General features: G+C 61.4%; 24 protein-coding genes. 14 read left to right on the top strand and 10 right to left on the bottom strand.

What is annotated here, in order from left to right:
• The first annotated feature begins 59 nt into the window (after nt 1-59).
• Nucleotides 60-974 (top strand): DMT family transporter, encoded by a 915-nt coding sequence (locus JTP94_RS04235; RefSeq protein ID WP_204849294.1) that lies wholly within the window; start codon nt 60-62, stop codon nt 972-974.
• Nucleotides 971-1273, top strand: a complete 303-nt coding sequence (locus JTP94_RS04230) for an NIPSNAP family protein (protein WP_034514042.1) — start codon at nt 971-973, stop codon at nt 1271-1273. The genes JTP94_RS04235 and JTP94_RS04230 overlap by 4 nt, the downstream gene beginning before the upstream one ends.
• 2 nt (nt 1274-1275) lie before the next feature.
• On the opposite strand, the gene JTP94_RS04225 is transcribed toward JTP94_RS04230, so the two are convergent.
• From JTP94_RS04225 to JTP94_RS04215, 3 genes are read right to left on the bottom strand one after another with little or no spacing between them, the layout of a single operon-like run.
• On the bottom strand, nt 1276-1908 hold the full coding sequence (locus JTP94_RS04225) for a hypothetical protein (protein WP_204849293.1): 633 nt from the start codon (nt 1906-1908) through the stop codon (nt 1276-1278).
• The gene (locus tag JTP94_RS04220) at nt 1908-2540 is read right to left on the bottom strand and encodes a LysE family translocator (protein ID WP_204849292.1); all 633 of its coding nucleotides are present in this window, start codon (nt 2538-2540) and stop codon (nt 1908-1910) included. The genes JTP94_RS04225 and JTP94_RS04220 overlap by 1 nt, the downstream gene beginning before the upstream one ends.
• Before the next feature lie 30 nt (nt 2541-2570).
• Nucleotides 2571-3128, bottom strand: a complete 558-nt coding sequence (locus tag JTP94_RS04215; protein WP_204849291.1) for a cysteine hydrolase family protein — start codon at nt 3126-3128, stop codon at nt 2571-2573.
• A gap of 129 nt (nt 3129-3257) precedes the next feature.
• Between JTP94_RS04215 and JTP94_RS04210 the strand changes: the two genes are divergently transcribed.
• Nucleotides 3258-3875, top strand: coding sequence for a LysE family translocator (locus JTP94_RS04210; RefSeq protein ID WP_204849290.1), 618 nt, complete (start codon nt 3258-3260; stop codon nt 3873-3875).
• Between the two features lie 136 nt (nt 3876-4011).
• Nucleotides 4012-4980 carry a cysteine synthase A gene (gene cysK / locus JTP94_RS04205; protein ID WP_204849289.1) on the top strand — a complete coding sequence of 323 codons (969 nt, stop codon included), beginning with the start codon at nt 4012-4014 and terminating at the stop codon, nt 4978-4980.
• 71 nt (nt 4981-5051) lie between these two features.
• Here cysK and JTP94_RS04200 read toward each other — a convergent pair whose 3' ends face one another.
• The 6 genes from JTP94_RS04200 to rsmI all read right to left on the bottom strand — a co-directional run bounded on the left by JTP94_RS04200 (nt 5052) and on the right by rsmI (nt 10782).
• Nucleotides 5052-6584 carry a YifB family Mg chelatase-like AAA ATPase gene (locus JTP94_RS04200; RefSeq protein ID WP_204849288.1) on the bottom strand — a complete coding sequence of 511 codons (1533 nt, stop codon included), beginning with the start codon at nt 6582-6584 and terminating at the stop codon, nt 5052-5054.
• A 194-nt stretch (nt 6585-6778) separates the two neighbouring features.
• Nucleotides 6779-7726 (bottom strand): glutathione synthase, encoded by a 948-nt coding sequence (gene gshB / locus JTP94_RS04195; protein WP_204849287.1) that lies wholly within the window; start codon nt 7724-7726, stop codon nt 6779-6781.
• A 93-nt stretch (nt 7727-7819) separates the two neighbouring features.
• Complete coding sequence (locus JTP94_RS04190) at nt 7820-8323, bottom strand: cupin domain-containing protein (RefSeq protein WP_204849286.1); 504 nt, start codon at nt 8321-8323, stop codon at nt 7820-7822.
• A 96-nt stretch (nt 8324-8419) separates the two neighbouring features.
• Nucleotides 8420-9415 carry an endonuclease gene (locus JTP94_RS04185; RefSeq protein WP_204849285.1) on the bottom strand — a complete coding sequence of 332 codons (996 nt, stop codon included), beginning with the start codon at nt 9413-9415 and terminating at the stop codon, nt 8420-8422.
• Nucleotides 9416-9512: 97 nt separating this feature from the next.
• The gene (locus tag JTP94_RS04180) at nt 9513-9881 is read right to left on the bottom strand and encodes a YraN family protein (protein ID WP_204849284.1); all 369 of its coding nucleotides are present in this window, start codon (nt 9879-9881) and stop codon (nt 9513-9515) included.
• Nucleotides 9874-10782 carry a 16S rRNA (cytidine(1402)-2'-O)-methyltransferase gene (rsmI, locus tag JTP94_RS04175; RefSeq protein WP_204849283.1) on the bottom strand — a complete coding sequence of 303 codons (909 nt, stop codon included), beginning with the start codon at nt 10780-10782 and terminating at the stop codon, nt 9874-9876. Before rsmI ends, JTP94_RS04180 begins: the two co-directional genes overlap by 8 nt.
• Before the next feature lie 251 nt (nt 10783-11033).
• Here rsmI and dnaN point away from each other — a divergent pair, with 251 nt between their 5' ends.
• The 7 genes from dnaN (at nt 11034) to JTP94_RS04140 (ending at nt 16058) form a co-directional block, all read left to right on the top strand.
• A complete protein-coding gene (dnaN, locus tag JTP94_RS04170; RefSeq protein ID WP_034514255.1) occupies nt 11034-12152 on the top strand; it encodes a DNA polymerase III subunit beta in 1119 nt (372 codons plus the stop codon).
• A gap of 161 nt (nt 12153-12313) precedes the next feature.
• Nucleotides 12314-12907 carry a phospholipid N-methyltransferase PmtA gene (gene pmtA / locus JTP94_RS04165; protein ID WP_204849282.1) on the top strand — a complete coding sequence of 198 codons (594 nt, stop codon included), beginning with the start codon at nt 12314-12316 and terminating at the stop codon, nt 12905-12907.
• Between the two features lie 9 nt (nt 12908-12916).
• Nucleotides 12917-13504, top strand: coding sequence for a histidine phosphatase family protein (locus JTP94_RS04160; RefSeq protein WP_204849281.1), 588 nt, complete (start codon nt 12917-12919; stop codon nt 13502-13504).
• A gap of 1 nt (nt 13505) precedes the next feature.
• Complete coding sequence (pyrF, locus tag JTP94_RS04155; protein WP_204849280.1) at nt 13506-14198, top strand: orotidine-5'-phosphate decarboxylase; 693 nt, start codon at nt 13506-13508, stop codon at nt 14196-14198.
• 27 nt (nt 14199-14225) lie between these two features.
• Nucleotides 14226-14513, top strand: coding sequence for a DUF1330 domain-containing protein (locus JTP94_RS04150; protein ID WP_204849279.1), 288 nt, complete (start codon nt 14226-14228; stop codon nt 14511-14513).
• 111 nt (nt 14514-14624) lie between these two features.
• Nucleotides 14625-15605 carry a complex I NDUFA9 subunit family protein gene (locus JTP94_RS04145; RefSeq protein WP_204849278.1) on the top strand — a complete coding sequence of 327 codons (981 nt, stop codon included), beginning with the start codon at nt 14625-14627 and terminating at the stop codon, nt 15603-15605.
• Between the two features lie 288 nt (nt 15606-15893).
• Nucleotides 15894-16058, top strand: coding sequence for a hypothetical protein (locus JTP94_RS04140; RefSeq protein WP_037197313.1), 165 nt, complete (start codon nt 15894-15896; stop codon nt 16056-16058).
• A gap of 70 nt (nt 16059-16128) precedes the next feature.
• Here the strand turns inward: JTP94_RS04140 and JTP94_RS04135 are convergent, their stop codons facing one another.
• Nucleotides 16129-16929, bottom strand: a complete 801-nt coding sequence (locus tag JTP94_RS04135) for an undecaprenyl-diphosphate phosphatase (protein ID WP_204849277.1) — start codon at nt 16927-16929, stop codon at nt 16129-16131.
• Between the two features lie 149 nt (nt 16930-17078).
• Between JTP94_RS04135 and JTP94_RS04130 the strand changes: the two genes are divergently transcribed.
• From JTP94_RS04130 to JTP94_RS04120, 3 genes are read left to right on the top strand one after another with little or no spacing between them, the layout of a single operon-like run.
• Nucleotides 17079-17771: a glutathione S-transferase family protein gene (locus JTP94_RS04130; protein WP_204849276.1), complete on the top strand. Its 693-nt coding sequence runs from the start codon at nt 17079-17081 to the stop codon at nt 17769-17771.
• A gap of 12 nt (nt 17772-17783) precedes the next feature.
• Nucleotides 17784-18941: a tRNA epoxyqueuosine(34) reductase QueG gene (gene queG / locus JTP94_RS04125; RefSeq protein WP_204849275.1), complete on the top strand. Its 1158-nt coding sequence runs from the start codon at nt 17784-17786 to the stop codon at nt 18939-18941.
• A complete protein-coding gene (locus JTP94_RS04120) occupies nt 18941-19813 on the top strand; it encodes an SDR family oxidoreductase (protein ID WP_204849560.1) in 873 nt (290 codons plus the stop codon). Before queG ends, JTP94_RS04120 begins: the two co-directional genes overlap by 1 nt.
• The last annotated feature ends 359 nt before the right edge of the window (nt 19814-20172 follow it).

The raw sequence follows: 20172 nt of genomic DNA, 5'->3' as shown, positions 1-20172 counted from the left end.
CTATATCATCAAGGCTTCCCTGGCAATATTATTTGCTCCAACAAGCGGGAGCCAGGGCAATGAACGAGATAAGACGCGGTACAATGGAAATGACGGCGGCCATGCTGATTTCGGGGACGATCGGCTGGTTCGTTCTGATGTCGGGGCAGCCGGTGACCGGCGTGGTGTTCTGGCGCTGTCTCTTTGGGGCGATGACGCTTCTCGTCGTCTGCGCGGCCATGGGCCTGCTGCGCCCCGGCATGCTCAGCGTGAAGACATTTTCGATCGCCGTTGCCGGCGGGGTCGCCATCGTCCTCAACTGGTTGCTGCTGTTCGCGGCCTATTCGCATGCCTCGATCTCGATCGCGACGACCGTCTACAATACGCAGCCCTTCATGCTGCTTGGCCTCGGCGCGCTGTTCCTCGGCGAAAAGATCACGCTCACCAAGCTCTTCTGGCTCGGCCTCGCCTTTGCGGGCATGGTGGTCATCGTCGAGGGCAAGCCGACAGAAACGGGCGGCGCGGGAAGCTATGCGATCGGCATCCTGCTCTCGCTGAGTGCTGCCTTCTTCTACGCGCTGGCGGCAATTGCCGCGAAATGGCTGAAGGGTACGCCGCCGCACCTGATCGCGCTCATCCAGGTCTCCACCGGCATTCTGATGCTTGTCCCGTTCACCGATTTCTCAGCTGTGCCGCGTGATGCCGGCGGGTGGTCCATCCTCGTCACCATGGGCATCGTCCATACCGGCCTGATGTATGTGCTGCTCTATGGCGCCATCCAAAGGCTGCCGACACACCTCACCGGCGCGCTGTCCTTCATCTATCCGATCGCCGCCATCATCGTTGATCGCTTCGCCTTCGGCCATGTGCTCGGTGCCACGCAGATCGTCGGGGCAATCATCATTCTGGGCGCTGCCGCCGGCATGAATCTGGGCTGGACGATCCCGCTTCCCCGTCATAGAAGCGATCGTCTTTCAAAGGGGACCGCCGAATGATCACCTGCTATCTGCGCTATACGATCGATCCCTATAAGCTCGCCCAATTCGAACATTACGCCAAGCTCTGGATCCCGCTCGTCAACCGGCTTGGCGGTACGCATCACGGCTATTTCATGCCGCATGAAGGTGCCAATAACATCGCGCTGGCGCTGTTCAGCTTCCCGAGCCTTGCCGCCTATGAGAGCTATCGGCAAGAGATGGCCGAGGACGCGGAATGCCGCGCCGCCTTTGCCTATGGCGAGGAAACGCGCTGCATCGTCAGCTATGAACGCAGCTTCATGCGGCCGGTCTTCTAGGCTTATTTGGCTGGTTGCGGGCAGGTTTCCCGCTGACCATCGAGACCCTCAGTCAGCTTCTCGAAACTCGCGCCGGGCTTGGCCCCATCTCCGCCGAGATGCAGGACATAGAGGCTGTCGAAATCCTTGCCATGCCATTTCGGCACCGCCTTGGCATCGCCACCATTTTCACTCATCAATTGACGGGCGAGATCGACGATCTGCTTGTGCTCCCAGGCGACGAAGATCAGCTTGCCGGCATAATCAGGCTTTTCGAGCTCGGCCTTCAGGCCGTCGATATCCTCAGAGCCGAAGCTGGTATCGACCGGCAGCCCCAGCGCGATGGCGGTGGGCTCGATGGTCGCGAGCGGCCTCACATAATCATAGGAAACGCCGGAGTCTTCCTTCCGCTTCGATGGATCGGGCGCAAAGATCGCTGAGGGACGACCGAAGAGCCGCGTCAGCACCGGTGGCAAGGCAAGCGCGCGGTTGAGCCCCTGACAGCTCAGCTGGCCGAGACCGGCCTCCGGCTTTTCACCATGACGCAGGAAAACGATCGTGCTTGTCGACGTCTCCGCTGCAGATGCCGCGGACATGAAGCTGCACGATACGAGTGCAAGCAGGCCCGCGGCGAGCCGCAGCGGAAGCCTCCGCATCAACGCTGCGCTTCGACAGCCATACGAACAGCAAGCCCCGCCAACACCGTGCCCATCAGCCAGCGCTGCACCAGCGCAAAGGATGGACGGCGAACGAAGAACGATGCAACCGACCCGGCGGTCAGCGCGAAAATGGCATTGAAGGTCAGGCTGACCGCGATATGGACGAAGCCGAAGATGACCGATTGCGTGAAGACGCTACCGGCGGCGGGATCGATGAACTGCGGCAGCAGCGAAAGATAGAGAACCGCGACCTTCGGGTTCAACAGGCTGGTCACCAGCCCCATAGAGAAGAGCCGGCGCTTGCTGTCCTTCGGTAGTTCCCGCACTTGAAAGGCGGAGCGGCCGCCGGGCTTCAGTGCATTCCAGGCAAGCCAAGCGAGATAGGCTGCACCCGCCAGCCGCAACGCATCATACGCAAAGGGCACGGCGAGAACGAAAGCGGTGATGCCAAGCGCGGCAGACAGCATGTAGAAGACGAAGCCCAAGGCCACGCCACCGAGCGAGATCAGCCCGGCCGCCGGTCCCTGCGAGATCGATCGCGATACCAGATAGATCATGTTTGGCCCCGGCGTCAAAACCATGCCGAGTGCAATCAAGGCAAAGGCGATCATGCTGGTCAGATGCGGCATCGGGGGGGCTCCGGCGGCGGGATGAATGATTCAGAAGGGAATTTCAGTGGATGCAATCAGTTTGATTTCATGCGGCCCGGCGTCGAAACCGTCAAGCAGCATATTGTGATGGGAGACAATCTCTTCGAAGGCCAGCCTGCCCATGTCAGCCGTGGTGTGGCCATCGGAAATCAGCGAGACGTCGAAACCGAGCGAAACGGCGCGGCGCGCCGTCGTGTCGACACAGAATTGCGTCATGCAGCCGCCGATGAAAAGACGGGTGACGCCGCGGGCCCTCAGCCGCGCCTCGAGATCGGTTTCGAAGAAGGAATCTGAGCTCGCCTTATGCACCACGACATCGCCGGCCTCGGGCGCGATTTCCCGGCGCAATTGCCAGCCTTCGCTGCGCTTTACCAGGCGATGGCCAGGGCCGCCGTCATGCTGGACGATGAAGGCCGGAATGCCGGCGGCACGCGCCCTGTGCTTCAGCGCCGCAAGCTTTACGACGACCGCCTCCAGCGCCGCATCGATCGCCGGCTGCCGGCCCGGCGTGCCGAGGCAGGACAGGATGGAATTCTGAAGATCGATCAGGAGCAATGCAGAAGACATGATATCCTTGGGTAATGCGGTTTCGACGCGCCGTTAACTCCTTGGTAATATGTTCGCAGCATCAGCGCAATCGCTTGAAAACGCCAAGGTGGTGCGATAGAGCAAGCACCATCTGAGGAGGAAATTGCCATGACGCTTGCATCCCTGCTCGCCTATTGCGGCGCCCTCTTCATCGCCGCGGCAATTCCCGGCCCGGGCATTACGGCGATCGTGGCCCGCGCGCTCGGCTCCGGCTTCCGCGAGACCTTCTTCATGGGCCTTGGCCTCGTGCTCGGCGACACGATCTACCTGACGGCAGTCATCCTCGGCCTTGCCTTTGTGGCGCAGACCTTCACCGAGGTCTTTCTCATCATCAAGATCGCCGGCGCCCTCTATCTCGGCTATATCGCCTGGAAGCTCTGGACCGCCGGTCTGCTGTCGACCGATGTCGTGGCGAAGAAATCGAACGGGGCCGGCATGGCCTTTTTCTCAGGCTTGCTGGTGACGCTTGGTAACCCGAAGACCATGCTCTTCTATGTCGCGCTCGTGCCGACGCTCATCGACATCGGCAGCATCGGCCTGCGTGAATATGCCATGTTGCTGGCGGGGACCTTCATCGTTCTTCTGATCGTCCTCGTGCCCTATATGCTGCTTGCCTCGCGGGCTCGAACCTTCCTCAAGAAGCCGAGAGCCCTGCAGATATTGAACAGGGTCGCCGCCAGCATTCTCGCTGGCACGGCCGCGTTCATCGCCGCCCGCGCGGCCTGAAAAAACCTTCTCTGAAGAGGCCTCTTGAGAGATTCTTTTCTCACGGGCGACAAGCCGGGAGAATGAGCGCACTCTGGTTTCCGCAGGCGTTTGATCCTATTGTCACTCCATAATTCAAATATAGGGAGAGCTACCCATGTCCGACACCCGCAAACCAGGCCGCGGCCGCGTCTACGCCTCGATCACAGAGACCATCGGCGATACGCCGATCGTCCGTCTCGACAAGCTGGCGAAGGAGAAGGGCGTCAAGGCCAACCTCCTGGCAAAGCTCGAATTCTTCAATCCGATCGCATCCGTGAAGGACCGCATCGGCGTGGCCATGATCGAGAGCCTGGAAGCCCAGGGCAAGATCGCTCCCGGCAGGACCGTGCTGGTCGAGCCGACGTCAGGCAATACCGGCATCGCGCTCGCCTTCGCCGCCGCCGCCAAGGGCTACAAGCTGATCCTCACCATGCCGGAGACCATGTCGATCGAACGCCGCAAGATGCTGGCGCTGCTCGGCGCCGAGCTGGTGCTGACGGAGGGGCCGAAAGGCATGAAAGGCGCCATCGCCAAGGCGGAAGAACTGGCTGCGACGCTGCCGGACGCCATCATTCCACAGCAATTCGAAAACCCGGCCAATCCGGAAATCCATCGCAAGACGACGGCCGAGGAAATCTGGAACGACACCGAAGGCAAGGTGGATATCTTCGTGTCCGGCATCGGCACTGGCGGCACGATCACCGGCGTCGGCCAGGTACTGAAGGCCCGCAATCCTGACGTCAAGGTCATCGCCGTCGAGCCGGCGGATTCACCGGTTCTTTCAGGCGGCAATCCCGGCCCGCACAAGATCCAGGGCATCGGCGCCGGCTTCGCGCCGAAGATCCTCGACACCCACGTCTATGACGAGGTGGTCACCGTCACCAATGACGAGGCTTTCCAGCTGGCACGGCTCGTGGCGAAGCTCGAAGGCGTGCCTGTTGGTATCTCCTCGGGTGCTGCGCTGACAGCAGCCATCAAGGTCGGCCAGCGCCCGGAAAACGAAGGCAAGACCATCGTCGTCATCATCCCCTCCTTCGCCGAACGCTATCTGTCTACGGCGTTGTTCGAGGGCCTGGGCGGCTGATAGGATTCGCCTTACCGCTGAGCATTCAGAGGGCGCCACAGCGCCCTTTGTCATTTCTGGTCCTCGCGGTTTCACGCAGCCGCAATCAGCCGCTCGCCGGCAATGCGGTAGGAAATTGCTTCGGCCAGATGAATGCGCCCGACGGTCGGCTTGTCGTCGAGATCGGCGAGCGTGCGCGCCACCTTGAGGATGCGGTGATAACCGCGAGCCGAGAACTTCATCTTCTCCGCCGCATCCCGCAGCAATTGCAGACCGGCGGCATCGGGCTCGGCAATGGTTTCGATCATCGCGGTCGAGCAGCGGGCATTGGTGACGATCCCCTTCATGCCGGCGCTCTCGAAACGCTCTCGCTGCCGCTCCCTGGCCCGCGCAACGCGCAACGCAACGTCGGCGCTCTTTTCCGCCGTCGTCGGCCGGATCAGATCGGCAGCTGAAACGGCTGGCACGTCGATGCGGATATCGATACGATCGAGCAAAGGGCCGGAAATGCGCCCCTGATAATCGCTCACGCAACGCGGCCCGCGGGCGCAGGTGTGGCCCGGTTCGCCGGCCATGCCGCACCGGCAAGGGTTCATCGCCGCCACGAGCTGGATGGCTGCGGGATAGGAAACTCGATGGTTCGCCCTGGCAATGACGCATTCGCCCGTCTCCAGCGGCTGGCGCAATGCATCGAGCGCCTGCGGCGAGAACTCCGGCAGCTCGTCGAGAAAGAGAATGCCGTGATGGGCAAGCGAGGCTTCGCCGGGCCTGGCGCGCAGACCGCCACCGACGAGCGCTGCCATGGTGGCGGAATGATGCGGCGCGCGATAGGGGCGCCGGTCGGAGAGCTTGCCGCCCGAAAGCTGGCCGGCGACGGAATGGATCATCGAGACCTCAAGCAACTCCGATGTCGATAGAGGCGGCAATATCGACGGCAGGCGCGAGGCGAGCATCGACTTGCCGGAGCCGGGCGGGCCGACGAAAAGCAGATTGTGGCCGCCTGCCGCCACCACTTCCAATGCCCGCTTGGCGCTTTCCTGCCCCTTGATGTCGGCAAGGTCGGGAAGATTGGCGGGGTTGGTGCGGATCGAAGGCTCCGGGCGGGACAGGACCTGCGTGCCGCGGAAATGATTGGCGAGGGCGATCAGGCTGCGGGGCGCGAGAATGTCGATCTCCTTGCCCGCCCAGGCGGCTTCCGGCCCGCTCTCAGCGGGGCAGATCAGTCCCTTGCCCACGGCATTGGCGGCGATTGCCGCGGGAAGCGCGCCGGCAACGGGTGCGATCGTGCCATCAAGATTGAGTTCGCCGATGACGGTGTAGGAGGACAGGGCGTCGGCCGGGATGGCGCCCAGCGCTGCCATCAGGCCAAGCGCGATCGCAAGATCGAAATGGCTTCCTTCCTTGGGAAGGTCCGCCGGGGCAAGATTGACGGTGACCTTCTTCGGCGGTAGCGCCAGGCCGGAGGCGTGGAGTGCGGCCTGCACCCGCTCACGGCTTTCGGCCACCGCCTTGTCGGGCAGGCCGACGATGTGCATCAGCACCTTGCCCGGCGCGATCATCACCTGAACTTCGACGGGCACGCCCTCGATACCCTGAAACGCAACCGTACTAACGCGCGCCACCATGCCCTGCCCCCTGTCATCGGACTCGCTTGCCGCTACTTGCCCCGATCAGCAAACTATGGGTTGCAATCTGGCACAGGACAGGGAATGAAACAAGAACAATAAATGAACGGAGACACCTTAAATGCAATTGGCTGCCGCGCGTCGAAATCATCGACACGCGCAGGCAATCCCGCATCTTGAGCTGGGTCTGCCGATCAGGCCCGCTTGGATTCGATCGCGTCCCAGAGCAGGCTGGCGATATCGGCACCGCCGAAACGCTTCACTTCGCGGATGCCGGTCGGCGAGGTGACGTTGATCTCGGTCATGTAGTCGCCGATCACATCGATGCCGACGAGCAGGAAGCCGCGGGCCTTCAGCGCCGGACCGATGCGGGCGCAGATTTCCTGTTCGCGGGCTGTCAGCTCGGTGGCCTCGGCGCGACCGCCGACATGCATGTTGGAGCGGCTGTCATGTTCGGCCGGTACGCGGTTGATCGCGCCGACGGCCTCGCCGTCAACGAGGATGATGCGCTTATCGCCCTTGCGCACGTCAGGCAGGTATTGCTGGGCGATGAAGGGCTCGCGGAAGAGCTGGCCGAACATTTCCAGCAGCGAAGACAGATTGCGGTCGTCGCGCGTCGAATGGAAGACGCCGGCGCCGCCATTGCCGTAAAGCGGCTTCAGGATGATATCGCCCATCTCCTCGCGGAAGCGGCGGATTTCGCCGGCATCGCGGGTGATCAGCGTCTTCGGCATCAGATCGGCGAATTCGGTGACGAAGATCTTTTCCGGCGAGTTGCGTACCCAGGCCGGATCGTTGACGACGAGCGTCTTCGGATGGATGCGCTCCAAGAGATGCGTCGAAGTGATATAGGCCATGTCGAAGGGCGGATCCTGGCGAAGCAGCACCACATCCATGGTCGAAAGATCGACGCGTTCCGGCTCGCCGAGCTCGAAATGGTCGCCCTTGACGTCACGCAGGATCATCGGCTCGACGGAGGCATAAACCTCGCCGTCGCGCATGCTCAGCCGCTCGGGCGTATAATGGAAAAGCTTGTAGCCGCGGTTCTGGGCCTCGAGGCTCATGGCGAAGGTCGAGTCGCCCGCAATGTTGATGCCCCGGACATGGTCCATCTGGACCGCGACATTCTTGATACCAGCCATAATCAGCCCTCGCTCGAATTCGCGGACAGATGTAGGTCGGCCCGCCGTCAAACGCAACGGCTATTCAAGAGCTTCCGCAGAGGCTCGCCGCGCTCAGGCGGCAAGACCCTGGGTGGCGCCCTGCCTGACGAGATTGCGCAGACGATAGGCCATGGTCAAAGGCTTCGGGAACGGCTTGCGGCAGAAGGCCACCTTGCGCAAATAGCGATCGATGCGCCATGTCGCCCATGTGCCGCCGGCAAAATAGGCGACGTCGCCGGCGTTGAGCGTGCGTTCGACGCCGTCCTCCGTGGTGATATGCACCTCGCCTTCGAGGATCATCACCGTTTCGTCCCAGCCGAAATACCAGCGAAACTCGCCCGCCGTGCAATCCCACAGCGCCGTCAGCGCGGCATCGTCCTGCCCGCGCGAATGCTCGGCAATGCGGGCAACCGGCGCGCCGGCCACAATCCAGGACGGTTCGATCGGCGCCGGTTTCATTTCCATCTCACCTGCAGAACCGGCCACGAAGTTCTTCGACTGTGGCAATGCCACGGCGACCGGCACAGCACGAACCGCGAATGCGGCCATGCTCGCCAACATCAATTTCAAGACCATGCAATCCCCCAATTCCATGCGCGTCTCGGCCTTCATGGCACGGAAGAGGTAACGGCGCGGTTCAGGAAAAACCTCGCATTTTAACGGTTGCAGCAATCAGGCGACAAAACCCTCGATGGTGCAGACGATCATGTCATGATCGGACAGCGGCTTGCCTTCCTCGTTCAGCGAGGAAACGAGATGGCTCTCGCTGATCCTCAGGCCTCGGCTCAGGAACCAGTCGAGCTTCATGGCGCGATCCGGAAAGCGGGTGATGAGGCTTGGGCGCGTGCTTGTCTGATCAAGCGGGCCGCCGTGGCATTCAAAGCCACGGCCCTCCGCCATGGCGAAGAGAGTATCGGTCGAGAAGTCGCCGCCGGTGTGATTGCCGGTGTTGAGATCGCCGCCGATCAGGATCGGAAGGCCGGGCGCGAAGGCCTCGACGGCGTCGATCAGCGCCGCCGTCTGCCGCTCGCGATAGGCAGCGGTCGCGACACTTTCGAGATGGACCGAAACGGCGACGAAGGGACCGGCCTCGGTCTCGACGATGGCGCCGACAGCGCAGCGATCGCCGACACGCGGCTGCTCGTTGCCGTCATTGAACCAGACGGCTTCGCCCGGCAAGCGGAAGAGGAAAGCATCCTTCAGGGCAACGGAAGCCATCAGGGCGTTGCCGTGAAAGCCCTTTTCGTTGAAGTCGTCATGGCAGTAGGAACGCTCGATCTCGGAGCCGAGGCTGAGCTCCAGGAATTCGACAGCATAGGCGTAGTTCATGCCCAGTTCGCCGGCGACGACATCAGTTGGGTCACGTTGCTCGGTACGGGCCATGCCGTAGTCCATCTCCGAAAGCAGAACCAGCGGCGCTCCGGTTGCCCGCAGCTTGGCCGCGGCCTCCTCTGGAAAAAGGCAACGTTCGAGGTTCCAGGCCGCGACCGTGAAGGGGAAGGATAAAGCGCCAGTCTTCGCCGCAGCGCCGCCGATCCGCACCGTGTTCATGCAGGCGAGCGGCGCCAGGATTGCGGCATGGATGGCCGGGGTCTTTTCGAGCGCGATGAAGCTTTTGCGCTCCTCTTGCGAAGGAACGGAGAAGGCGGAAACGGTGCTGCGGATCATGATGTGGCCTATTGAGATGAGGAGCGCCGGCGAAAAGATCGCGAACGCGTTTCGCCCGCCAATAGGCTGATTTTGTGACGTTCCTGTAACGCTGTCCTCAAAAGGCATCCGGAAAATGCTGCGGCCAGCGCCCGGGCAGCATGGCGACGATATCGTAGCGCTGCGACAACAGGGCGAAATCCGGTTGCCGCGCCAGCCAGAGGTCGCTGGCGGCGCGGATGCGCCTCTGCGAGGAGAAGGAAACGGCGTCGATCGCCTCCTGCGCGCCGCGCCTGGACTTGACCTCGACGAAGATGGCGAGATCGCCCTTGCGGGCTACGATGTCGATCTCGCCAAGCTTGGTGCGGTGGCGTATGGCCAGGATGCGATAGCCCTTGCAGAGTAGAAAAGCGGCAGCCAGATATTCGGCGATGTGGCCGCGCCGCCAGGCCTTCTGCCGTTTCAGCCTTTCGCCCGGCTCACGCATGAGGCTCCTTCATGTCGAGCAGGCGCTGATAAAGCTCCTTGCGCGGCAGGCCGGTCAGCCGCGCGGCTTCCGCTGCGGCCTTGGCCGTCGGCATCGTCCCTGCGAGATCCGCGAGGATGGCGTCTACATCGGCCTGCGGCGTGACGATTTCCGCCGGTGGGCCGACAAGCCAGACGATCTCGCCCTTGACGTTGTCGACCTTATCATAAAAGGCGGCGAGTTCGGCGAGCGTGCCACGGCGGAATTCTTCGAAGGTCTTGGTGAGCTCGCGGCAGACGGCGGCAGGGCGTTCGGCCCCGAGCACATCGGCCGCGGCGGCAAGCGTCGCGGCGATACGATGCGGCGATTCAAAGAAAATGAGGGTCGCGGGGATACCCGCGAGCTCCGCCAGCCGATCCCGCTTGCCCTTGTCTTTCGCAGGCAGAAAGCCGGCAAAGAAGAAGGCATCGTTGGGCAGGCCGGAGCCGACGAGAGCCGCCAGCGGCGCCGAAGCACCCGGAATGGGAATGACCTTGTATCCCGCCTCGATCGCCTGGCGGGCCAGCCTATAGCCGGGATCGGAGACCAGCGGCGTGCCGGCATCGGAGACCAGCGCCACCGAACGGCCGGCCTCCAGCGCCTGAAGCAGACGCGGCCCTGCCTCATCGGCATTGTGCTCATGATAGGCATAGGGCCTGTTCTGGATGCCATAGCGATCGAGCAGGACGCGCGTGACACGGGTATCCTCGCAGGCCAGCACATCGGCGCCCGCCAACGTCTCCAGCGCCCTCAAGGTGATATCGCCGAGATTGCCGATCGGCGTGGCGACAAGATAAAGCGCCGGTTCGAGAGGACGGGCTGGAACCGTGGTATTGTGCAGGCGGAAACTGCGCGCCCCGCCGCTTGAATGGTCTTCGCTCATGCCTGTCCTGAATTCGCTTCGGATTCATCGTCTTTATGGGCGAGGCGCGGCCTGACGGCAAGAGCGGTGCAAATCCTGTGAGCATTGACGGCCAAATGTTCAATTGGCGCGCGACAAACGCCCCATGCCTCTTGCATTCGCATGCTGAAGTCTGCCATTTTGCCCGTCCAATCTTTCGGGCCTCGTCCGAAAACATGTCATTCGGGCGCTTCGGGCCGCCCGGAAAGTCACGGTCGAAAGCGGTAGCATCCATGCGTATTACAATTGAGCGGTCGAACCTCCTGAAATCGCTGAACCACGTGCATCGCGTGGTCGAGCGTCGCAATACGATCCCGATCCTGTCCAACGTGTTGCTGAAGGCCGAGGGCGCAAGCCTCGACATGAAGGCGACGGACCTCGATCTCGAAATCACCGAGGCGACGCCCGCCAACGTCGAGCAGGCCGGTGCCACCACGGTTCCGGCACATCTGCTCTACGACATCGTGCGCAAGCTGTCTGATGGATCGGAAGTGCTTCTTGCCACCAACCCTGACGGCAGCTCCATGACGGTTGCCTCCGGCCGGTCGAAATTCTCGCTGCAATGCCTGCCGGAATCCGATTTTCCGGATCTGACCGCCGGCAGCTTCAGCCATTCCTTCAAGCTGAAGGCGGCAGATCTGAAGATGCTGATCGACCGGACGCAGTTTGCGATCTCCACTGAGGAGACGCGCTATTACCTGAACGGCATCTTCTTCCACACGATCGAAAGCGACGGCGACCTGAAGCTGAGAGCCGTTGCCACCGACGGCCATCGCCTTGCCCGTGCCGATGTCACCGCCCCTTCGGGCTCCGAGGGCATGCCTGGTATCATCATTCCGCGCAAGACGGTCGGCGAGTTGCAGAAGCTTGTCGACACGCCGGAGGCGATCGTGACCGTCGAGGTCTCCGACGCCAAGATCCGCCTGACGATCGGCTCCATCGTCATGACGTCGAAGCTGATCGACGGCACCTTCCCGGACTACCAGCGCGTCATTCCGACCAACAACGACAAGGAAATGCGGGTCGATTGCCAGTCCTTCGCCCAGGCCGTCGACCGTGTGTCGACCATTTCTTCGGAGCGTGGCCGCGCGGTGAAGCTGGCGCTGTCCGACGGCCAGCTGCTGCTGACGGTCAACAATCCGGATTCGGGAAGTGCGACGGAAGAAGTTGCTGTCGGCTACGAGATGGATCCGATGGAAATCGGCTTCAACGCCAAATATCTGCTCGATATTACCGCACAGCTATCGGGCGAATCGGCAGTGTTCCTGCTTGCCGATGCCGGCTCGCCGACCCTCATTCGCGATACGGCCGGCGACGACGCGCTGTATGTTCTGATGCCGATGCGCGTCTGACGAAACCAAAGCGCCCCTTCATGCGTTTCTCACACGCAAAGGGCGCTTTTATTTTTTCCTTTGTGGATTGCGACATTTTCTCTTGTTATTGCGTCATCGCATTGCAAGATTCGCGATGAGCGGTATGTAAGTCGCGACCATAACATCTGGTGGGGGAGAGCATGGCGTTGCGTCTCAAGGAACGGCTGGGCAAGAAATTCGACGAGGAGATCCGTTTCTTCAAGGGCATGATGCAGGGGCCGAAGACAGTCGGTTCGATCGTCCCGACGTCCTCGATCACCGCCCGCAAGATGGCGAGCATCATCAATACGCAATCCGGGCTGCCGGTGCTGGAATTGGGCCCGGGTACGGGAGCCATCACCAAGGCGATCCTGGCGCGCGACGTCGAGCCGCAGAACCTCGTCGCCATCGAATATTCCACCGACTTCTACAATCACCTCGTCAAGCTCTATCCCGGCGTCCATTTCATCAATGGCGATGCCTTCGACCTCGACAAGACGCTCGGCGTCCTGCGCGGCCAGACGTTCGATTCCGTCGTCTCCGGTATCCCGCTTCTCAATTTCCCGATGCAGGCGCGTGTCGCGCTGCTGGAAAGCCTGCTGGACCGCATGCCGCCTGGCCGTCCAGTCGTACAGATCTCCTATGGGCCGGTCTCCCCGATCATCGCCAAACCCGACCGCTACCACATCCGCCACTTCGACTTCATCGTCCGCAATATTCCGCCGGCCCAGCTCTGGATCTACAGCCGCGGTTGAGGCAATCCCATGTACGCTCTCTATATCACGCACCCCCAGGTGCGCATCGACCCGGACGTTCCTGTGCCGCAATGGGGACTTTCCGAGATCGGCGCGGCAAGAGCGCGCTTGGCGGCGACACACACCTGGGCTCGCAAGCTCGGCCTGATCATCTCCAGCGGCGAACGCAAGGCGATAGAAACAGCCGAAATTCTCGCGGCCACAAGCGATGCATCGGTCGAAATCATCGAGGCGATGCACGAAAACGACCGCAGTGCCACGGGCTTCCTGGCCCCGCCGGAATTCGAGAAGGCGGCGGACTGGTTCTTTGCCCATCCGCATGAAAGCTTCAAAGGCTGGGAGCGCGCCGTCGATGCGCAGGCGAGGATCGTCTCCAATGTCGATGCCGTTCTTTCGCGGCATGATCCGCTCTTGCCGATCGCCTTCGTCGGGCATGGCGGCGTCGGCACGCTGCTGAAATGCCATCTGGAAGGAAAGCCGATCGCGCGTGAGGGCGATCAGCCTCCGGGCGGCGGCAATCTTTTCTGTTTCGATCTTGCGAAGCGTGTCGTCTCATGCGACTGGACACCCATGGAAGACTGGATGGGATGGGCTTGAGATGACCGCACGCGACCGCTTGATCGTCGGACTGGATGTTCCAAACCTTCAGGAGGCCGAGAAAGTGGTCGGCGCCCTCGGCGACGATATCCTCTACTACAAGATCGGCTATCAGCTCGCCTTTGCCGGCGGCCTGGAATTCGCGCGCGATCTTGCCGCCGACGGCAAGAAGATCTTTCTCGACATGAAGCTGCTCGATATCGACAACACGGTAGCCTCCGGCGTCGAGAACATCGTCAAGATGGGCATGTCGATGCTGACGCTGCACGCCTATCCGAAGGCGATGAAAGCGGCTGTCGCCGCAGCCAAGGGATCGGATCTCTGCCTGCTCGGCGTCACCGTGCTGACGTCGATGGACGAAGGGGATCTGATCGCCGCCGGCTATGAATATGATCCGCATACGCTGGTGCTGCGCCGCGCCGAGCAGGCGCACCTCGCGGGCATGGGCGGCATCGTCTGCTCGGCCGAGGAGTCCGCCGCCGTCCGCAAGATCATCGGCCCGGACATGGCGCTGGTGACACCCGGCATCCGTCCCGCAGGCAGCGACAAGGGCGACCAGAAGCGCGTGATGACGCCGGCCGCCGCCATCAAGGCCGGCTCGAGCCACCTCGTCGTCGCCCGGCCCATCGTCAAGGCAGCCGATCCGAAGGAGGCGGCCCGCGCCATCCTCGCCGAGATCGACGCCGCACTCTAGATCATTACCGGAAACAGGGAGGCAAATATGGCAAAGGGATACTGGATTGCGCGCGTCGATGTTCGCGACCTCGAGCGCTACAAGGACTATGTTGCAACCGCCAAGCCGGCTTTTGAGAAATACGGCGCGAATTTCCTTGCCCGTGGTGGTGCATTCACCCCGCTTGAGGGACAGGCCCGCAGCCGCAACGTTGTCATTGAATTTCCTTCCCTGCAGCATGCCGTCGATTGCTACAACTCGCCGGAATATCAGGCAGCCGCCAAAATTCGCCATGAAGTAGCGGATGCGGAAATGGTCGTCGTCGAAGGGATTTGATCCCTTCGAAATGCGACGCTGCGATGCGGCGCGATAGCACTTCACCTCGGCGCTCCGATCGGTTAAGACGAAATCAGATCAGCCCAATCAAAGCCTTTCGAGGAGCCCGTCATGACCCTGTCCAACCTCCCACCGCTCGTTACCGTGTTCGGAGGATCAGGCTTCATCGGGCGGCATGTGGTGCGCACGCTTGCCAAGCGTGGCTATCGCATCCGCGTCGCCGTGCGCCGTCCCGACCTTGCCGGTTTCCTGGTGCCGGCCGGTAATCTCGGCCAGATTTCGATCGTCCAGGCCAATGTGCGCTATCGCAATTCCATCGACCGCGCCGTCGAAGGCGCGCAGCATGTCGTCAACTGCGTCGGTATCCTGGCCGAAAGCGGCCGCAACACCTTCGACGCCGTGCAGGAATTCGGCGCCAAGGCCATCGCTGAGGCCACACGCGGCGTCGGCGCTTCGCTGACGCATATTTCCGCGCTCGGCGCCAATGCTAGTTCCGCTTCGGCCTATGCCCGTACCAAGGCCCGCGCCGAGGCAGCCATCCTGTCGATCAAGCCGGATGCAGTGATCATGCGGCCTTCGATCGTCTTCGGACCTGAAGATGGCTTCTTCAACAAGTTCGCCGATATGTCGCGCACGGCACCCTTCCTGCCGCTGATCGGCGGCGGCGAGACCAAATTCCAGCCTGTTTATGTCGAAGATATCGCCGAGGCCGTTGCGCGCAGCGTCGACGGCAAGCTGAAGGGCGGCACGACCTACGAACTCGGCGGCCCGGAAGTGCTTTCCTTCCGCGAATGTCTCGAGACCACACTGTCCGTCATCAACCGGAAGAAGCCGCTCGTCTCGATCCCGTTCGCTGTCGCCTCGCTGATCGGCTCGATCGCGTCGCTGGTGCCGCTCATCACACCGCCGATCACGCCAGACCAGGTCACGCTGCTGAAGAGCGACAATGTCGTTTCCAAGCAGGCCGAGGCGGAAGGACGGACGCTGAAGGACATCGGCCTGCTGCCGACGCTGCTCATCTCCGTACTGCCGTCCTATCTGGTGCGCTACCGTCCGCAGGGTCAGTTCACCGGTTCCGGCAAGGCCGCCTGACGATTCGGCAATTCAGTGAAATTCAAGCGCCGCCCGGTTTCGCCGAGCGGCGTTTTTTATTGTCCGAAGCAGAATGATGAGGCTCCGCAAGCGCAGCCGCCGGGTTGTCGCTCACAGCTTGGCGTTGCCGAAAAGACGCACTGTGGAAATAGTAGCATTAACGTCAAATTTAACATGAACATTTATTGCTATTGGTCATTTCACTGACTAACACAACCGCGCGTCTCAGGCTTGGACAATGAGCTGGTCTGAGACGCGCTTCACACTTCTGCGGAAAGGCATTCTTCGATGGGTAAGTCTATCGCGCTTTTGTTTGCGTGCGCGGCATTGGTGATTCTCGCCGGCTCTTTCATGGCCCGCGGCAGCATCGCCTCAGTGAAGGGCGAATGTGCGCCGGCCTATGGCGTCGATCCCTGCACGACAGGCTCCATTGGCGCTTCCTCGTCGAACTGATCGAGCATGAAAAAGGCCGGTTCTCACCGGCCCTATCTTTCTCCATGATTGCGACGTCAGACCGTCCGTATCAACCGATCGTGTAAAGTCCGATCAGGCCGAGGGTGCCGACGCCAATGCGCCACCATGCGAAAGGCGCATAGCCGCGGCGTGAGACGAAGTCTAGCAACGCCCGCACGACAAGCAGCGCCGATATGAAGGCGGCGACGAAGCCGATGACGATGAGCAGACCCTGGTCCATGCTGAGATCGTGCCGGCTCTTCCAAAGATCCAGCGCAAAGGCGCCTGCCATTGTGGGCATGGCGAGGAAGAAGGAAAATTCGGCGGCCGATCGCTTGTCGGCGCCGAGCAACAAGGCGCCGACGATGGTGGAGCCCGAACGCGACGTTCCCGGAATCATCGCCAGGCACTGGAAGAAGCCGATCTTGATCGCCATCGGCCAGGAGAACTCGTAGGCGCTGGTGTATTTCGGCTTGAACTGGATCTTGTCGATGACGAGCAGGACAATGCCGCCGAGGATCAGCGAGATACAGATAAGCTGCGGCGACTCAAACAGAACGGTCTTGATGAAGTCATGCGCAAGCGCGCCGATGACGGCAGCCGGCAGGAAGCCGAATAGAACCGCCAGCACGAAATGGCGGGCCTTGACGCTCACAGGCAGCGCCTTGGCGATTTGAACGAGGCGGTTGAAATAGACAAGCAGGATGGCGAGAATCGCACCGAGCTGGATCAGAACGTCGAAAGTGGCAGCTTCCTTGAAGCCGAGAAAGTGTCCGAGCAATATCAGATGGCCGGTGGAGGAGACGGGAATAAACTCCGTAAGCCCCTCCACAAGACCCAAAACCAGCGCGATAATAATTTGTTCAGCCATATCGTGTCCTTTGTCAAACGGCAGGGCGGCCCGATTCGCTTGTGCAAACTAGGCCAAGCTCCTATAGCTTCAACCCATGACAAATGACTAGGGCCGCATAGCGCGACCCGAAAAACTCCGTAGCACCGATTAGAAACACCCGAGTACCAATGCCGACGCTGTATCATCACCCAATGTCATCTTCTTCACGGTTCGTCCGTCTGATCCTGACCGAATATGGCTATCAGACGGAGCTGATAGAGGAGCAGACATGGGAAAAGCGCCGCGACTTCCTGGCGCTCAATCCCGCGGGAACCCTGCCCGTCTATGTCGATGACAGCATGCGGGCGCTCTGTGGCGCCACCGTGATTTCCGAATATCTCGACGAGACGCACGGCGTCTTGAAGCGGGATCGCCGACTTCTGGCCGAGGATCCGTTCCAGCGCGCCGAGATTCGCCGGCTGACGGAATGGTTCATGCAGAAGATGGAGCAGGACGTCACGCGTCCCCTGTCGCGCGAGCGCGTTTTCAAACTGCAGATGACCGCCGAGCAGGGCGGCGGCGCACCCGATTCCAAGGTGATGCGCATGGCGCGCGGCAATATCCGCCAGCATATGAAATATCTGTCCTGGCTCGCGGGCTCCAGGCAGTGGCTCGCCGGCGAGCGGCTGAGCTATGCCGACCTCGCGGCCGCCGCCTCGATTTCCGTGCTAGACTATCTCGGCGAGATCGACTGGACGGAATCTCCGGTCGCCAAGGAATGGTATCAGCGGCTGAAGTCGCGTCCGTCCTTCCGACCGATCCTGGCGGAGCGCGTACGCGGTGTAACTCCGGTTTCGCACTACGCCGACCTGGATTTCTAACGAGGGCTAGATATGCCCGAGGATCGTGAAGCGGAAAAAGCCGGCAAGCGACGGCGCGCACTGACCGCCTTTCTGCGCGAAGAGGCGAGCGCCCAAGGCTTTGACCTCTGCCGCATCACGCGACCGGACGCCATCCCCGAAGCAGCCGTCAGGCTCGGCCAGTTCCTGGAACAGGGTCATCACGGCACCATGAGCTGGATGGAGGAGACGCGCGACCGGCGCGGCGATCCGCGTGTCCTCTGGAGCGAAACCCGCTCCATTGCCGTTTTCGGCCTCAATTACGGTCCCGACGAAGATCCGCGCGGCATTCTGGAGAAGACCGACAAGGCAGCGATCTCCGTCTATGCCCGCAACCGTGACTATCACGATGTCATCAAGGGACGGCTGAAGGAGATCGCCACCCGCTTTGCCGCGCGCTCTAAGGAGGACGTAAAAGTCTTCGTCGATACCGCACCGGTCATGGAAAAGCCGCTGGCGGCCGCAGCAGGGCTCGGCTGGCAAGGCAAGCACACCAATCTCGTCAGCCGCACACACGGCTCCTGGCTGTTTCTCGGATCGATGTTCACCACGGCCGATCTGGAGCCGGACGAGCCGGAAATCGACCATTGCGGCTCCTGCCGCGCCTGTCTCGACGTCTGCCCGACCGCCGCCTTTCCCGCACCCTATCAGCTTGATGCGCGCCGCTGCATTTCCTATCTCACCATCGAACACAAGGGACCGATCGATCCGCAGCTCCGGCCGATGATCGGCAACCGTATCTATGGCTGCGACGACTGTCTTGCCGCCTGTCCCTGGAACAAGTTTGCCAGTGCTGCCTCCGAGATGAAGCTGGTGGCACGGGAAGATCTCAAGGAACCATCGATCTCCTTTCTGCTGACATTGGACGATGCGGCCTTTCGCGCCTTCTTCAGCGGCTCGCCGATCAAGCGCATCGGCCGCGACCGCTTCATCCGCAACGTGCTCATCGCCGCCGGCAATTCTGGCGAACGCGCTTTGATCGAGCTATGCCGCGATCTGACGAAGGACCCCTCGTCCGTCGTGCGCGGCATGGCCGTCTGGGCGCTGTCGCGGCTGATGACGGCTGGCGAGTTCCGGGCATTTGCGGCAGAAAGGGATGACGAGCCGGACGAAGAGGTTCGCGCGGAATGGAAAATGGCAGGGGTGATGTGATGCATGTGGTGATTTTCGGCTGTGGTTACTCGGGGACGGCAATCGCCAAGGCTTTCGCAGGCCCCGGCATTCGCATCACGGGCACGACCCGTTCGGCCGACAAGGCGGAGCTACTGGCCGCGGAAGGCATAGAAGCCTTCGTCTTCGACGGCGAGACGCTCGATCCGGCTCTCTGTGAGGCGATGAAATCCGCCACGCATCTGGTGCAATCGATCGCGCCGGGGAAATCAGGCGATCCGCTGCTGCGACTGGCGCAGCTCAATCTGCGGGCGCTGATGCCAAAGCTGGAATGGATCTGCTATCTCTCGACTGTTGGCGTCTATGGCGACCACAAGGGGGCCTGGATCAGCGAGCAGACCTCGCTGCATCCGATCGCGGAGCGCTCCGTCGAGCGTGTCGAGGCGGAAGACGGCTGGCTTCGCGTCGGCGCAAGGCTCGACCTGCCCGTTGCCGTGCTGAGGCTTTCCGGCATCTACGGCCCGGGTCGCAATGCCTTCAGCAATCTGGAAAAGGGCACGGCGCGGCGGCTCATCAAGGCAAATCAGGTTTTCAACCGTATCCGCGTCGAAGACATCGGCGCCTGCGCGCGCTTCCTGTCGGACCGCAAGCTCGGCGGTATATATAATGTCACGGACGACGAGCCCGCGCCGCCGCAGGATGTGGTCGCCGAAGCTGCCCGTCTCATGGGTGTCGAACCGCCTCCGGAACAGCCTTTCGAAACGGCCGAGCTCACGCCGATGGCGCGGTCCTTCTATGGCGAGAACAAGCGCGTCTCGAACGCGAAATTGCGCGCCCTCGGCTTTGCCTTTCGCTATCCCGAATACCGCATGTCGCTTGCGGAACTCTGGTCATCGGGGCGGTGGCGCGGCTAGGAAACCCGTCTTTCAATCAAGAGGAATCGCACGAAAATTCCTACTTGGCCGCTTCGCTTAGTTCAATTTACTCCACAATTATGGTTAACGACCTCTAAATTGGCACAAATGCGGCAGCAATTGTGGCAAGTCGGAAAATTATTTTTCCGATTTTCGTGATCCCGTGCATTGCCATATGCCGACAAGAATAATTGTTCCATTTTTAACTGATTTTATTAGATTTTTTCCACAAATCGATAAATCCAATCATTCGTCATATAGTTTGCTTTGCATCACGAATGTTACACATTGTAATACTCCGTGATCAAAAGAGGCACTTTTTCGCCATTTTTGGCCGGATTTAAGCCCCGCCGCCTACG

Source organism: Martinezella lusitana (genome assembly GCF_016901135.1).
GTDB lineage: Bacteria > Pseudomonadota > Alphaproteobacteria > Rhizobiales > Rhizobiaceae > Rhizobium > Rhizobium lusitanum_D.
This window is presented reverse-complemented; position numbering and strand designations above follow the sequence as displayed.

Coding starts and splice junctions, on each gene's coding strand:
- JTP94_RS04235 (WP_204849294.1), top strand. CDS start 60: ATGAACGAGATAAGACGCGGTACAATGGAAATGACGGCGGCCATGCTG.
- JTP94_RS04230 (WP_034514042.1), top strand. CDS start 971: ATGATCACCTGCTATCTGCGCTATACGATCGATCCCTATAAGCTCGCC.
- JTP94_RS04225 (WP_204849293.1), bottom strand. CDS start 1,908: ATGCGGAGGCTTCCGCTGCGGCTCGCCGCGGGCCTGCTTGCACTCGTA.
- JTP94_RS04220 (WP_204849292.1), bottom strand. CDS start 2,540: ATGCCGCATCTGACCAGCATGATCGCCTTTGCCTTGATTGCACTCGGC.
- JTP94_RS04215 (WP_204849291.1), bottom strand. CDS start 3,128: ATGTCTTCTGCATTGCTCCTGATCGATCTTCAGAATTCCATCCTGTCC.
- JTP94_RS04210 (WP_204849290.1), top strand. CDS start 3,258: ATGACGCTTGCATCCCTGCTCGCCTATTGCGGCGCCCTCTTCATCGCC.
- cysK (WP_204849289.1), top strand. CDS start 4,012: ATGTCCGACACCCGCAAACCAGGCCGCGGCCGCGTCTACGCCTCGATC.
- JTP94_RS04200 (WP_204849288.1), bottom strand. CDS start 6,584: ATGGTGGCGCGCGTTAGTACGGTTGCGTTTCAGGGTATCGAGGGCGTG.
- gshB (WP_204849287.1), bottom strand. CDS start 7,726: ATGGCTGGTATCAAGAATGTCGCGGTCCAGATGGACCATGTCCGGGGC.
- JTP94_RS04190 (WP_204849286.1), bottom strand. CDS start 8,323: ATGGTCTTGAAATTGATGTTGGCGAGCATGGCCGCATTCGCGGTTCGT.
- JTP94_RS04185 (WP_204849285.1), bottom strand. CDS start 9,415: ATGATCCGCAGCACCGTTTCCGCCTTCTCCGTTCCTTCGCAAGAGGAG.
- JTP94_RS04180 (WP_204849284.1), bottom strand. CDS start 9,881: ATGCGTGAGCCGGGCGAAAGGCTGAAACGGCAGAAGGCCTGGCGGCGC.
- rsmI (WP_204849283.1), bottom strand. CDS start 10,782: ATGAGCGAAGACCATTCAAGCGGCGGGGCGCGCAGTTTCCGCCTGCAC.
- dnaN (WP_034514255.1), top strand. CDS start 11,034: ATGCGTATTACAATTGAGCGGTCGAACCTCCTGAAATCGCTGAACCAC.
- pmtA (WP_204849282.1), top strand. CDS start 12,314: ATGGCGTTGCGTCTCAAGGAACGGCTGGGCAAGAAATTCGACGAGGAG.
- JTP94_RS04160 (WP_204849281.1), top strand. CDS start 12,917: ATGTACGCTCTCTATATCACGCACCCCCAGGTGCGCATCGACCCGGAC.
- pyrF (WP_204849280.1), top strand. CDS start 13,506: ATGACCGCACGCGACCGCTTGATCGTCGGACTGGATGTTCCAAACCTT.
- JTP94_RS04150 (WP_204849279.1), top strand. CDS start 14,226: ATGGCAAAGGGATACTGGATTGCGCGCGTCGATGTTCGCGACCTCGAG.
- JTP94_RS04145 (WP_204849278.1), top strand. CDS start 14,625: ATGACCCTGTCCAACCTCCCACCGCTCGTTACCGTGTTCGGAGGATCA.
- JTP94_RS04140 (WP_037197313.1), top strand. CDS start 15,894: ATGGGTAAGTCTATCGCGCTTTTGTTTGCGTGCGCGGCATTGGTGATT.
- JTP94_RS04135 (WP_204849277.1), bottom strand. CDS start 16,929: ATGGCTGAACAAATTATTATCGCGCTGGTTTTGGGTCTTGTGGAGGGG.
- JTP94_RS04130 (WP_204849276.1), top strand. CDS start 17,079: ATGCCGACGCTGTATCATCACCCAATGTCATCTTCTTCACGGTTCGTC.
- queG (WP_204849275.1), top strand. CDS start 17,784: ATGCCCGAGGATCGTGAAGCGGAAAAAGCCGGCAAGCGACGGCGCGCA.
- JTP94_RS04120 (WP_204849560.1), top strand. CDS start 18,941: ATGCATGTGGTGATTTTCGGCTGTGGTTACTCGGGGACGGCAATCGCC.